The sequence below is a fragment of the Paenibacillus radicibacter genome, from assembly GCF_024721995.1.
In the GTDB taxonomy this organism is placed as follows: Bacteria; Bacillota; Bacilli; order Paenibacillales; family NBRC-103111; genus Paenibacillus_AM; species Paenibacillus_AM radicibacter.
In genome coordinates this window covers 234,244-248,081 of the sequence record NZ_JANQBC010000005.1, presented here as the reverse complement: position 1 = coordinate 248,081, position 13,838 = coordinate 234,244, and the positions used below count along the sequence as shown (strand labels likewise).

Sequence of the window (13,838 nt, the reverse complement as noted above, 5' to 3'; positions counted from 1 at the left end):
ATGCTTATGAAAGTTTAATTAGAACACGATTGCTGCGCTACGAACTTTCTCAAGCCCATCTTGTACAATTGCTTCAGAACGATCTGGGTATTGATTATGACCTTCGATTACCAATTTCTCAATATCTTCAATACCGAAGAAGCTAAATGTGTTAGAAGCAAAGTTCAAGCACATTTCATATGGATAATTCGAGTAATCACCACCGCGTGCATTAAGAAGAGCTAATTTCTTACCTTTAACTAAACCAACCGGACCTTCAGCTGTGTATCCAAAAGTTGTACCAGCTTGGTTCAAATAATCGAAGTACGTGTGAAGTGGTGCAGGAACTGTAGCGTTCCAAAGCGGGAATGCGATCATCACTTTATCAGCGCCCAAGAATTGGTTCAAGTATTTGTCAACAACTTCAACCGCTTGTTTCTCACCCTCTGTAAGCTCATAACCTGAACGAGCTTTGAACTTACCATTAATCATATCCAATCCGTAGTACGGAAGATTCTCTGCGAATAGATCTAGTTCCGTGATGTTATCGTTTGGGTGAGTCTCGCGGTAACTAGCTACGAACGCATCATACATTTTAACAGAAACAGCTTGATCAGCTGGACGTGGATTCGCTTTAATAAACAATACATTAGACATAATTTTAAACACTCCTAATTTTGTTTTCTATTTTATAAACTTATTTGTATAGAAAGTATATTATATAATTTTCTATGCTTTGTCAATAACTATTTACTTGAAATAAGTTAGTGGCTTTAAAAACATATGAAATTAATAATTAATATCTTAAATTAAAGATATGGTTATGTCAAGTATATGTTTTACGTCAAAACATTTTCCTTTATGTGTAAATTTAGAATATACTAAATGCACAATGATATCTAGCAGGAGGTTAGCTGATAGCGATGATGAATGGTCTTTTTCGAGAAATTATGAAAAAACGCAATGATAAAGAAATATACAGCATCATTCGGAGCCACACATTCCTATCGAAGCTTGAACTTCTGGAACTAACAACACTAACAGGAAGTACACTGACTCGAACATTAGAAGATCTATGTAACGAAAAATTGATTATAGAAGCAGGATTCGGGGAATCCACGGGCGGGAGAAAACCCATTCTTTATGCCATCAATCCAAGTTATGCCTATGTCTTTGGCCTCGAAATTTCGCGAACCTTCTCCATGCTCGTGTTATATGATTTTGCAATGAATAAATTAGATGATGTGCATTGGAAAATGTCGCGTGAGAGCACATCCGACGTATTCTTAAAAGATGTCATTGCCACTGTGAAGTCTATGATGGACAAGCATCACATCACAACCTCTCAAGTGCTTGGACTAGGGATTGGTGCAGTGGGGCCGCTTGATCTAGCAACGGGAACGATCCTCTCCCCGCTACATTTTCCAGCGTCCGGTTGGAGTGATATTCACATTCGCGATGATCTGGAACGTGAGCTTGGACTGCAAATTGTACTTGATATTGGGGTTAATACCGCCATTAGGGGTGAATATTGGTCGGAGGGTGCGAAAAAGTATCCACTGATGCTCTATGTGCATGCTGGGGTCGGGATACGTTCTTCGATGTTATATCAAGGAAACATCATGCCCGGTAATGCTGCTATTGAGCAATCAATCGGGCAGATGATTATTCAAACCGATGGCATCCGTCTGGACGATTCTGGGAATTACGGTAGTTGGGAGTCATATGTAACCATTCCTTCACTTATTAAGCGCGCGAAAGCGCTGCTCAAGCGAGGACGAGTGAGCAGCCTTATATCCGGTGACACCGATATTGACCAATTAACATTTACACATTTAAGAGAAGCCATTAAGCATCAAGATCCACTTGCTATGGAGCTAATAGCTGAATCTGCAAGTTACTTTGGGATTGGTCTTGCGAATATGATCAATCTGCTCCATCCGGACAAAATTGTGCTTGGCGGACCTTTAGCCGGTAGCGATCCACTTTTCTATGAAATATGTACACGAATTGCATTAGAACGTACTTGCGGATATCCAGCCTATGAACCCGCATTTACACGAGGCAATCTAGGTGGAGAAGCGATTACATACGGTGCAGCGATAATGGTTGTGATCCCCTAGTAAGCAAGACCAACTGACGTTCGTTCATGTCGTTCATGCGAGAGTGCATGTAGTAAAAAGTGAGCGACATCTGCGCGGGCAATTTTTTGTCCGCCTACAGGTACGCCTTGCATCGTTGCTCGGTATTTGCCAGTTAGTGGCGTATCAATAAGATGTAGCGGACGCGCAATCGTCCAAATGGCATGACTCGATTTAATGCGTTCAACTGCACTGCGATGATCAGCAAGAACATGACGTAAGAATATTTTGGAAGCCATCCCTACAATACCCGGTATCTCGTTATAAATACCTGCTGCTGCAACGTATAGAACACGATTAATCCCGTGATCGCGCATCCCATCCATAATGTTGCCTGTCATTTCACTTAAAAGCAGCGATTTGCTGCTGCCTCGTACACCAAGACTAACCACAACTGCGTCATGACTCGCAACTGCTTCCTTCACTGCAATCGGATCACAAGCATCGCCAACGATAACTTGTAATTTGGGATCACTCATTTCAATTCTCGCGCTAGATCGAACAAATGCACTCACTTCGTGCCCCGCTTGAAGTGCCTGTTCAACAAAATGATGCCCCGTCCCGCCACTTGCACCAAATACAATAATCTTCATTCTATCCCTCCCTCTTCGTTTCATTCGTCAAAACTCCTCTCGTACACAGTATTCTTTAGGTACTTAGGAAATTACATGAACCTGTTATCTTCGCACTTCAAATGCCTGACTCAGTTTCCCTTGCAGAGCCAGACGAATGATCTGTTCACTTAACATACCGCTTGGATATACTTGATTACGGGCTTGAGATCTAGCTGTAAATAAGCCGTTAGCTTCATCTATAGCTTGAAATGCACGATAGACAAGGCCCAGCAAACTCTCCAATTGTCGAATAATGACGAGTTGTTCCTCGATTGGAGGAAGGGGGATCGGCAGGTTCGCTAGCGACATTTTGCGAATCGACGGAACTGCACTTGCTTGCGTTAGCTCATAAAAGTTGACCGCTTGCGACCAATAATAAACATACCGATGATGAACGATTGTAGATTGGCAAGAGAATGCGATGAGGTTGTTATCGATGCAGGCAGGATGCTGAAGCAGCGCTCTTCTATTCAATTTGATCGCTTCGCCAATTTTGGCAAAAACAATCGCATTCGCAGGAACTAACGCCGCACGAAGCCCTATTCTCGATTCTTCCGAAATCGTATCTTTAGCTCTAGGCAAATGCCCATCTGATCCTACTTCACGCAAGCTACCAACCTTGTAGAATGAAATAGCTTCTTGCGAGTTATTCTGGTAAGCGTGTGGGAATGCACTCCCATGGTGGAATGTACCGACTTCTCCCCATGCTGCCATTCGCCAGTGATCGGGTATTGAATCGGTTTCGGTCTGATCCTCGATGGATCTTAAATATTGCGTGATGGAGCTAAGTTCGTTAGATGCTTGAATCAGCCTTGTTGCAGCATGTTCTGTGGAATGTATGAGGGTAGGAATATGTACGATTGCCTTGTCTATGGTGTGGTTAAGCAGACCCATATCTAGGTGGTTACCAGCGCGCTCAATCTCCTGACGCGACTTTACTTGCAAGCGTTCGTCTTGAATACGAGATCGATCCTTCGCTGTATATGCCCGAATGAATGATTCGAAATGTTCAGCAGTAAGGTGTGTCCTTTTGCCAAATCTCGGCATACCTGTGCGCAAGTCGTAGAACCATACTTCCTTCGTATTGGAAGAATCCTCCTCTCCCCGATTGAAAAAGAGGACATTCGTCTTCACGCCCTGCGCATAAAATATCCCTGTCGGCAGTCGCAAAACTGTATGTAAATGACACGTATTCATTAATTCTTCTCGAATTCGGGTTCCTTCACCATCTTGAAATAGCACATGATCCGGAACGACTACTGCTGCGCGCGCATTTGAATGTGTTTTTAAACGCTGCAAGATAAGCTGTAAGAAGTTAAAAGGTTTATTGAATGTGGAGTAGCTGGATTCTAGACGAGACGCTTTGTCTCCTTTTTTCGTGCCAAAAGGGGGATTGGTCAGTATAACATCATATTGTTCGTGGTGATTCGAAGCAAGAGAGTCTCCGAGTATAATATTCCCCTCGATCCCATGCAATAGGGCGTTCATTAATGCCAAACGATGCGTCTCTTGGACAAGCTCACTACCTGAGAAAGCGTGCTCTCGTTGAAATTGTACTTGTTGATGAGTTTGAGGATTGTGATCGGCCTGTTTCTTTACATACTCGCTTGCTGCGACCATAAAGCCGAAAGTCCCTGCCGCGGGATCATGGCATGCTTCACCTGCCTGTGGCTTCACGAGCTTAACGATAACATCAATGAGCAGACGCGGGGTAAAGTATTGCCCTGCACCGGACTTCTTCTCCCCCGCATTCTTCTCTAATAACCCTTCATACAAGTTACCGAAACTTTCCTCCGTGCTACTATACCACTTGATACCGTCGATCGTACGTACCATCTGCTCCAAGCTCTGGGGATGATCAATTCGTGATACCGCTTGAGCATAAATTTGACGCACACGCACATGATTTGCTTCTGTACCTAGATATGCCAGCAGACCACGATAGTGCCGCAACATTTCTACGCCTTGAAGCGAAGTCAGGCTGTCCCAACGATAGGCTTGCGGAATCGAGGCTTCTTCCGCTTTTTCCTTAAGCATCTTAAGTAATAAAAGATACGATAGCTCTGTCACATATTCATGATATACAATGCCATCATCCCGAAGGATATCGCACAATTTCCATAACTTCGCTACGAATTCTTGCGTCTGCATGCGGTTAGAATCGTCCCTTCCGGATGAAAGATTCGTCAGGACTGAGCACCGAGGTAGACAGGGGTGTGTATGCTTTCCGATACTTGATGATTCGTCATCGAAACGAAATAAGCTTTCGCTTGTGGTCTAGAACTTACGATCTGATGGATCCTACCATCTACATAATGAGCTGCGACTCCGTCATCTAAGGCGATGCCGCCACCAATTTTATTGTCCATTAAGAGTCGATGGTAACTGGATCTACGATCACTCTCCCCATCGTAATGGGGGCAACTGCTTCCGGCAAGAAGTCCTAAACACTTAAGCCCTGTTAGTTCGCCGGGAATAGAATCGGTAACCCCTCCTTCAAACCAACAGATCGCACCTGCACTAAGTCCTGCAAGAATCACGCCATTGTCCAATGCGGTACGTAAAATCTGATCAAGTCCCCACTCTCTCCAGAGTACGAGCATATTGCGCGTATTCCCACCGCCTACATATAGAATGTCTTTCGAGAGAATGAACTCTTCCAAATTGCGAGGTTGATTCTTAAATAATGTCAGGTGGGTCGGAACACATGGAAGATGTTCGAAAGATTGATAGAACCGATCGATATAGCCTTGAGAATCACCGCTTGCTGTTGGAATGAAGCAGACTTTCGGTTGACTCGATTTCACTTGGCTAAGTATATATTGATCAAGCAGCAGGTTGTCTGGTTCCATCGAGAATCCCCCGCCACCCATCGCAATGATCTGTCTCATGTGGTTAACCACCTCTACTCTTCGATTTGGAAAATAGAATCAATAATGATCGGTAGATTCGCACGAACGGACATCGCGCCGAATACGGAGCGGGCATGCAAGCCTTTGTCACCAAAAACTTCAACCATAAGCTCCGAACAGCCATCTAATACTTTTGCATGCTCTTCAAATGCTGGATCTGCATTAATAAATCCTTGGATCTTTACGACTTGTTTAACACGATCTAGCGTGCCTAGAGCATCTTTAACAACCGCTAATACTTCAATACCAGCAGATCTTGCAAATTGATAACCTTCTGGAGTCGTAAATGCTTGACCGAGCTTTCCCTTAGGTGTGCCTTGAGGGCCTTTCCCAGATACATATAAGAAACCGTTCGCAATCACATAGTTCGCATATTTAGCCGCAGGGTTACTTGCAGGGGGTAATTCGATTCCTAGTTCTACTAATTTTTGTTCAATAGATATTGTCATGAGGATTGCCTCCTAATAATTAGATTGTTATTTATTAAATGGTACGCCGTTAAATTGGTGATAGTCATTCATCACTTCTAGATGGTGCTCAGACCAGTAACCGTCTTCAATCTGAGGGGGATCATTCAATGCAAAGAAGGCAGCATTTCTAGTTTCATCTGTCTCTAGCGACAATGTCCCTTGCCAATTGTCTACACGATACAGAAACTCAAAGCCTTGATACATATCTCCGTAGCTAGTTTTCACCGTATATTGCGTTCCTGTATAGACCGCGATTAGTGTAGCTTCTACAACATCAAGCCCGGTCTCTTCTTTTACTTCACGCTGTAGACATTGAAAAATAGATTCATTTAGTTCAATTCCACCTGCAGGCAGCGCCCAAAGCCTGCTTCCTCTTCGTTCTATAAATAACAATCGTCCTTCATCATCAAAAATAAGTGCCCGAATCGAAGGAATGATTAATTGTTGATGACCAACGACTTTCCGAAGTTGACCTGCATAAGAATCTGTCCAATTCGTTGACATGTCATAACCTCCTGAAGGCATTACGCCTGCACATAAATCATAATCTCATCCGCGCGTACGATGACTTGATCATTCACTTTTGCTTCGCCTCTACCTACTATAAAACCTCTACGCTGCTTGATGACTTCATAGAATAGTTCCACGCAATCACCTGGATAAGCATTGCCTACAAATTGAATGCCATTTGTCGATGACAAGAATCCTAAACGGTTACCTTCGCTATTAAGCGTTGCAAAAGCACCTAGCTGAGCAAGTGCTTCTACAAGCATCACATGCGGCATATAAGAGGTACTGTTGGTGATATACCATTCATTCATTGTCACATTCTTAATACCCCGTGCCCACTTTCCCTGCTCCATCCCAATAATCCGATCAATCATTAAGAACGGGTAGCGATGAGGAATTGTACTTGAGATATCTGTCATGGTGAAAAACTCCTTATTAACGAATTTAACTAAGATTTCAGATACACTTAGTTGAGATAAAGAAAGACCAAGTGTTGCAACACTTGGCCACTATTCTTGTCCTTCTATTCTACCTTCATTTTCCAATTGGTACAAGCAATCTTCCATGTCTATTCATCCGATAAAAAGCTCTCCGCCTTGTAGGACAGAGAGCTTTCATTATCATTTTCAAATCCTATTTATGCTTTAGCTGGTACTGGGTTACCCTGGGGTAAATCTACTTCCGTATTTTCTGACACAACACGATTCGGATTAAACTCACCTTCCGACTTCGCAATTACGATTGTTGCTACACCGTTACCGATCAAGTTAGTAATCGCACGTGCTTCAGACATGAAGCGGTCTACACCTAGTAATAATGCCATACCTACCATTGGAATCTCTGGGAATGCCGCAAGCGTCGCAGCAAGTGTAATAAAGCCTGAACCTGTTACACCTGCAGCACCTTTAGACGTTAACATCAATACGCCAAGAAGAGTAATCTGCTGCCAGATGCTAAGATCAACGCCAGAAGCTTGTGCTACGAAAATTGCAGCCATCGATAAGTAAATCGATGTACCATCTAGATTGAATGAGTAACCCGTAGGAATAACGAGACCGACAACCGACTTGGATGCACCGTATTTCTCCATTTTGTCCATCATACGAGGTAGTGCAGATTCAGAAGAAGAAGTTCCTAGAACGAGCATGATCTCTTCTTTAATGTATGCAATGAACTTAAAGATACTGAATTTATACATTCTGCATATCAAACCAAGAACGACAATCACGAACAGGAACATCGTTATGTATACAGCTGCCATTAATGAACCCAGATTGTACAATGATTTAAGTCCAAACTTACCGACTGTGAATGACATACCACCGAACGCCGCAATAGGAGAAATTCTCATGATCATATTTACGACACCGAAGAAAGCTTTGGATAAACGATCAAACAAGTTCACAATCGGCTCTGCTGACTTGCCCATCGCTGTCATGGAAATACCGAACAAGATTGCAAATAACAAGATTGGAAGCAAATCGCCTTTAGCAAAAGCTGCAACCACGTTATCTGGTACGATTCCTACCAAGAAGTCCATGAAGCCGCCACTTTCTTCGGCTTTCTTCGCGTAAGAACTTACGTCACCAGTCGCTTTGGAAAGATCAATACCCACACCTGGTTTTACAAGGTTTACAACGACAATACCAATCGCTAGTGCAATTGTTGTTACGATCTCAAAGTACAAGAGCGCTTTACCACCAATACGTCCAACTTTCTTCATATCACCCATACTCGCAATACCGTGTACAATCGTTAAGAACACGATAGGAGCAATCACCATCTTGATGAGCTTAATAAAGACGTCACCAAGTACCTTCATCTCCACTGCATACTTCGGTAAGAAATGACCGAAGAGAATACCTACTACAATCGCAAGCAATACTTGCACCGTCATATTCTTCAAAATTCTCATGATTTACACCTCAACTTCACTTTTATGAAAACGCTTTATCGAATGAAGTTAGTGTATAAGAGAAACATTTTGGTCACAAGAATATGGTCATATTGTTCGTTTTGGTCTTATGGGCCTGGTATGTACTGCATGAGCTCTTTACCGATCTTAGGCATGAACTCCTCGTATAACACTTTGGACTGTTCCTTCCACTGCCGACGTACTTCGTCAGATAGTATGTTTATTTGAAGTGAATCATCTTTCTGCAAACGATTTAATTTCTCCTCATGTTTCACTGCTTGTTGATTCGTCCACTCTGTCGTTCTGCGTAGTGCTTCGGTTAGAATCTCTTGAACGTCTGAGGGTAGATTGTTCCAATAATTCCTGTTAAACACAACTGCATAACCCAAATATCCATGATTACTAAGCGTCATATAGTGCTGAACTTGATAAAGTTTCTTACTCACAATGTTTGATATGGTATTCTCTTGCCCACTCACATTGCCTACCGCTAAATTATGATACACCTCATTAAATGGAAGAACTGCAGTAGAAGCACCTAGCATCTTAAATTGACGTTCAATTACTGGACTCGGCTGAATACGGAACTTCACATTCTTGAAATCACTGAGGGTTAGAAGTGGATTTGTACTGCTCGTCAACTGCTTAAACCCATTGAACCAGAATGCAACACCTTTTAACCCATAAGGATCAAGTGTCTGGAACAACTTTTTCCCTAATTCGCCATTTAACGCTTGTTCCACTTCATCTTGATTATCAAACGCAAACGGTAGATCCATTGCAAGCCAAGACTTATTAATCGCACTCATGGTAGAGAAAGAGGGTGCCATCATCTGAATATCTCCACGTCGAAGTGCAGCTACTTCTGTATTCTCCGTATATAACATCCCATTGGGATACACTTGAATTTCAATACGATCATTGGACATCTCGGTCACTAGCTTGGAAAAATAGCTTGCTGCAAGCCCCTTCGGCGTGTTCTCTGCTACAACATGGCTAAATTTGATCGTAATTTGATCTTTCAGCCCTCTTTGTTCCTCATCGTAAGGAAGCTGCTCTTTCAAATTGGGCTGAAATCCGATTAAATAGGCAGTTAGAAACCCGACTATAACAAATAACCCAATACCTGTAATCGCTTTCACAAACGAATGCCTCCTAGTTGCCAATTTAGACTTATTATTGCACAATGATAGGGAAAGGTAAACGGATTGGAAGGTGGACAAGCGTTTGAACCGACTTCGCATCTATTGGAAAATCATGCTTCTCGCGTTCGGACTCGTGCTGTTCTCTCTCTTAATTGGCGGCGTTGTTATGATAGGGAGTGTATCGAGCTTAAAGGAAGATAGCTTGCGCGATAAGCTGACAACAACAGCGGAAACTGTAGCTAATCTACCAAGCATAGCCGAACATATTGATGACCCTCAAGCAGCAGATTCGATCTCCCCTGTCGCAAATAAAATAAAAATTCTTAATAATGTCGATTATATCGTTGTCCTCGATATGAACCGAAAGCGGTTATCTCATCCTCTATCTAATCGGATCGGGACTACTTTTCAGGGAGAAGATGCAGATGCCGCATTCGCTGAACATATGTATGTATCTAAAGTTCGCGGCGAACAAGGTGTTGGATTACGTGCTTTCGTACCCATTATGAATCAGAAGCATGAACAGGTAGGCGTTGTTGTTGTTGGTGGACTTATGCCAACCTTCCTCGAGCTGATTCCTGAGCAGAAACGTTCGATAATTGTAACAATTCTACTATCTCTATCATTTGGAATGTTCGGTTCAGCGATGCTTGCTCGTCATCTTAAGCGTGAGATGTACAACCTAGAACCACATGAGATTGCATCCATGTATCATGAACACACAGCCGCATTCCAAGCGATGCATGAAGGTGTTATTGCAATTGACAAGAATGAGCGAATTACTATTTTTAATGAAAGAGCCAAGCAAATATTTGATGTGAAACAAGATGTAGTTGATCAATACATACGTGATGTAATTCCTGGAACTCGATTACCTGAAATGCTTGAACTTACGGTCCCTATCTTAAATCATGAGTTATTAATTGGCGGTACGCTCATCTGGAGTAATCGCATTCCGATCATTGATCAAGGCGTGACAATGGGAGCTATTGCGATATTCCAAGATCGAACCGAAGTAACTCGAATGGCTGAAGAGTTAACAGGGGTTCGGGAATATGTGAACGCGCTGCGCGCACAAAATCACGAGCATATGAACAAGATGCATACAGTTGCTGGTCTGATTCAGCTCGGCAAACATGACGAGGCGCTTCATTATTTATTTGAAGTTTCTGATCAACAAGAAGAGCTGACGAAGTTTATTCAAGAGCATTTTGAAGATGACGGTGTAGCCGGTTTACTGCTTGGAAAAGTCAGTCGCGGTAAAGAGCTTGATATTGAGGTTTCCATTGATCCCAAGAGCATCCTGAAACGGTTCCCTTACAGCTTAGACCGGCATGATATCGTACTCTTAATCGGTAATTTAATCGAGAACGCATTCGATGCACTAGCCACATCGCCTGTGGAACAGAAGACCGTATTCATAAGTGTGGAACATGATGATGAATGGTTCTCTATCCTCGTTGAAGATAACGGTTGCGGGATGTCCGAGGAAACGAAACAACACATTCTTGAGCATGGTTTCTCAACTAAGCAAGGGGAACATCGCGGAATGGGATTGTACTTATTGAGCGCTATCTTACTTAAAGGACATGGCGAACTTCGATGTGATACGACGGAGGGGCTGGGAACGGCAATGGAAATTATTTTCCCAATGAGAGAGGATGTATAACGAAGTGGCAAGGAAACTGAAGAAAGTGCGTGTAATGCTCATTGAAGATGATCCAATGGTACAAGAGGTCAACCGCATGTTTATCGAGCAGGTCGATGGCTTTGAGGTGATTGGTAAAGCTGGAAATGGCGTGGATGGATTACGAATGATTGAGGAAGATCAACCTGATATTGTGTTTCTAGATGTATTCATGCCCTCGTTAGATGGAATCAGCACATTGCAGCAGATCCGCTCCCTCTCTCTGCCTGTGGATGTCATTGTGGTGACAGCAGCGAAAGACACGGAGACACTTCGCACGATGATTCGTTATGGTGCAATTGACTATATCATTAAGCCATTCAAGTTGGAGCGGGTCATACAAACCTTAGAGCGATATAAAGCTAGGCAGCTTTTACTCGAACAAGGAAAGCTTATAACGCAAGAAGAAGTCGATGAAATTCTGCTTAGTAGTGATGGCTTAAAAGAAATCGATCCAGAAGCTGACTCTTCTACCCCACTGCATATGAATGCGGACTTACCTAAGGGCTTGAATCCGAATACGTTAAAACAAGTGCTGAATGTCATGAGTGGACATGGCGGAGCAATGTCTGCTGAACAAGTAGCTGAAAGTGTTGGTATTGCTCGCGTCACAGCTCGAAGATACCTTGAATATCTCGAAAAAATAAACGTTGTCTACTTAGAAGTTAACTACGGCGGAATTGGACGCCCTGTGAATCGATACGTCCTACGTCATGAGCAAAAGACCAAAACCACCTAAATGGGTAGTTTTGGTCTTTTTTTAGTCGTGGATAAAATGCTGGTTATTTAACCAGTTTCTAATTTGTGAACAACACGAAAAATCCCCCACTCCTACTACAGAGTGAGGGATTCCTTATGTCTATCGCTTGCTTAACTCATCCATAATCTTCTTACCTGTCGGTGTCATTGCAAGTCCACCTTTAGCTGTCTCGCGGTGCTTCTCCGGCATTGAAGTGCCAACTTCGTACATCACTTGAATCACTTCATCAGATGGAATCACGCTGCGAACACCTGCAAGTGCCATATCGGCTGCTGCGAGTGCCGTAACAGCACCGAATCCGTTACGTACGATGCAAGGGATTTCGACTAGTCCTCCTACTGGATCGCAGATCAGTCCAAGTGTGTTCTTAAGTGCTAAACCTACTGCATGAACAGCTTGTCTAGGTGTACCGCCATGCAGCTCAACAAGAGCACCTGCTGCCATACCGATCGCCGAACCAACTTCTGCCTGGCAACCGCCTTCTGCACCAGATACGAAGGAGTTGTTCGCGATCACATAACCAATCGCTCCTGCACAGAACAGCCCTTTCACAAGTGCATCATCGCTCCAGCCGAATCGCTCCTGTGAGCTGATAAATACGCCTGGAATAATACCACATGAACCTGCAGTTGGTGTTGCAATAATCCGTCCCATTGACGCGTTTACTTCGGAGACAGCAAGCGCATATGCCATAGCACGACCCGCTTCCCCACCAAGTGCAGGAGTTCCCTCTTCCACTACTTTCATGACTCGCTGTGCATCAAGACCAGTCAGACCGCTTCGAGATTGCGTATTCTCTGTTAGGCCCTTATGTACAGCCTCCTTCATCACTTCGTAGTACTGCTTCATCTGTGCGAATTCATCAATCGCCAGGCGTCCTGATTCCTCAGCTTGATTTTCAATCATCACTTCAGAGATCGATTTATTCTCTGCTTCACATAACTGAAGCAATTCATCTAACGTTCTAAATTTCATTGGGCACCTCGTTTGTTTAAATCGACTAGATGTATTTTTTTGACACGTTCCAATTGAGCAATCTCTTGTAATAGCTCCTCTGGCATCTGGTTATCCACCTCAATGACCGTAAGGGCATCCGCACTTCTCCCCTTACGATCTAGTGCAAGATGTCCAATGTTGACCCCTGCACGCTGCAGCATCGATGTGAAGTTCGCGAGCATACCCGGATAATCTTGATGCAAGATCACAATCGTTGGGTAAATCCCTGTAAACCTCACTTCAAATCCATTCACATTCGTAACTTCAATGTTCCCGCCTCCAATAGATGCGCCTTTCATTGTCGTTACATCTGTATCGCTATATAAAGTAATCGCCGCTGTATTCGGATGTCCAAAGTGACCATGTCCCATACGAAAATCGACCTGAATCCCTAACTTCTCGGCATCTTCAAGTGATGTGACCATCCGCGGATTATCTGTCTCATAATCCAGTATACCCCCGACGATTGCTAAATCTGTACAATGTCCCTTATACGTTTCGGCAAAAGATCCATAGAAAGTGATATCCACACGCTTTGGTTGTTCCCCAAGCAGTTGTCTTGCCGCTCGTCCTAAACGCGCTGCGCCTGCTGTATGAGAACTAGATGGACCTACCATCGAAGGTCCAATAATTGAAAAAACATCTTTAAATCGCATGCTTACTCCTCATCCCCCATGATGTTTAAACCTTTTCATGCTACATCATAACT

At 43.3% G+C, this 13,838-nt stretch carries 14 protein-coding genes; 3 read left to right on the top strand and 11 right to left on the bottom strand.

Going from position 1 to position 13,838, the window contains the following annotated elements:
• Positions 1 to 18: 18 nt before the first annotated feature.
• On the bottom strand, positions 19 to 636 hold the full coding sequence (locus tag NV379_RS12910) for an FMN-dependent NADH-azoreductase (protein ID WP_258207721.1): 618 nt from the start codon (positions 634 to 636) through the stop codon (positions 19 to 21).
• A 293-nt stretch (positions 637 to 929) separates the two neighbouring features.
• Here NV379_RS12910 and NV379_RS12905 point away from each other — a divergent pair, with 293 nt between their 5' ends.
• Positions 930 to 2,102 carry an ROK family protein gene (locus NV379_RS12905; protein WP_258207720.1) on the top strand — a complete coding sequence of 391 codons (1,173 nt, stop codon included), beginning with the start codon at positions 930 to 932 and terminating at the stop codon, positions 2,100 to 2,102.
• On the opposite strand, the gene NV379_RS12900 is transcribed toward NV379_RS12905, so the two are convergent.
• From NV379_RS12900 to NV379_RS12860, 8 genes are all read right to left on the bottom strand, one after another.
• The gene (locus NV379_RS12900; RefSeq protein ID WP_258207719.1) at positions 2,099 to 2,713 is read right to left on the bottom strand and encodes an NAD(P)-dependent oxidoreductase; all 615 of its coding nucleotides are present in this window, start codon (positions 2,711 to 2,713) and stop codon (positions 2,099 to 2,101) included. The genes NV379_RS12905 and NV379_RS12900 overlap by 4 nt on opposite strands.
• An 84-nt stretch (positions 2,714 to 2,797) precedes the next feature.
• Entirely contained in the window at positions 2,798 to 4,885 is a 2,088-nt protein-coding gene (locus tag NV379_RS26075) for an N-6 DNA methylase (RefSeq protein ID WP_308860285.1), read from the bottom strand.
• Between the two features lie 35 nt (positions 4,886 to 4,920).
• Positions 4,921 to 5,625, bottom strand: a complete 705-nt coding sequence (locus NV379_RS12885; RefSeq protein ID WP_258207718.1) for a Type 1 glutamine amidotransferase-like domain-containing protein — start codon at positions 5,623 to 5,625, stop codon at positions 4,921 to 4,923.
• 14 nt (positions 5,626 to 5,639) lie between these two features.
• Positions 5,640 to 6,095, bottom strand: coding sequence for a RidA family protein (locus NV379_RS12880; RefSeq protein ID WP_258207717.1), 456 nt, complete (start codon positions 6,093 to 6,095; stop codon positions 5,640 to 5,642).
• Positions 6,096 to 6,122: 27 nt separating this feature from the next.
• Positions 6,123 to 6,620: an NUDIX domain-containing protein gene (locus tag NV379_RS12875; protein ID WP_258207716.1), complete on the bottom strand. Its 498-nt coding sequence runs from the start codon at positions 6,618 to 6,620 to the stop codon at positions 6,123 to 6,125.
• Between the two features lie 20 nt (positions 6,621 to 6,640).
• Positions 6,641 to 7,045, bottom strand: a complete 405-nt coding sequence (locus NV379_RS12870; RefSeq protein WP_258207715.1) for a 3-hydroxyacyl-ACP dehydratase FabZ family protein — start codon at positions 7,043 to 7,045, stop codon at positions 6,641 to 6,643.
• A 218-nt stretch (positions 7,046 to 7,263) separates the two neighbouring features.
• Complete coding sequence (locus tag NV379_RS12865; protein WP_258207714.1) at positions 7,264 to 8,541, bottom strand: dicarboxylate/amino acid:cation symporter; 1,278 nt, start codon at positions 8,539 to 8,541, stop codon at positions 7,264 to 7,266.
• Between the two features lie 107 nt (positions 8,542 to 8,648).
• Positions 8,649 to 9,683 (bottom strand): DctP family TRAP transporter solute-binding subunit, encoded by a 1,035-nt coding sequence (locus tag NV379_RS12860; protein ID WP_258207713.1) that lies wholly within the window; start codon positions 9,681 to 9,683, stop codon positions 8,649 to 8,651.
• A gap of 85 nt (positions 9,684 to 9,768) precedes the next feature.
• On the opposite strand from NV379_RS12860, the gene NV379_RS12855 reads away from it, so the two are divergent.
• Entirely contained in the window at positions 9,769 to 11,355 is a 1,587-nt protein-coding gene (locus tag NV379_RS12855) for an ATP-binding protein (RefSeq protein ID WP_444850923.1), read from the top strand.
• Positions 11,356 to 11,389: 34 nt separating this feature from the next.
• Positions 11,390 to 12,112: a response regulator gene (locus tag NV379_RS12850; RefSeq protein WP_373426114.1), complete on the top strand. Its 723-nt coding sequence runs from the start codon at positions 11,390 to 11,392 to the stop codon at positions 12,110 to 12,112.
• A gap of 120 nt (positions 12,113 to 12,232) precedes the next feature.
• Here NV379_RS12850 and sdaAA read toward each other — a convergent pair whose 3' ends face one another.
• Positions 12,233 to 13,108: an L-serine ammonia-lyase, iron-sulfur-dependent, subunit alpha gene (sdaAA, locus tag NV379_RS12845; RefSeq protein ID WP_258207711.1), complete on the bottom strand. Its 876-nt coding sequence runs from the start codon at positions 13,106 to 13,108 to the stop codon at positions 12,233 to 12,235.
• A complete protein-coding gene (sdaAB, locus tag NV379_RS12840; protein WP_258207710.1) occupies positions 13,105 to 13,785 on the bottom strand; it encodes an L-serine ammonia-lyase, iron-sulfur-dependent subunit beta in 681 nt (226 codons plus the stop codon). Before sdaAB ends, sdaAA begins: the two co-directional genes overlap by 4 nt.
• Positions 13,786 to 13,838 lie beyond the last annotated feature (53 nt).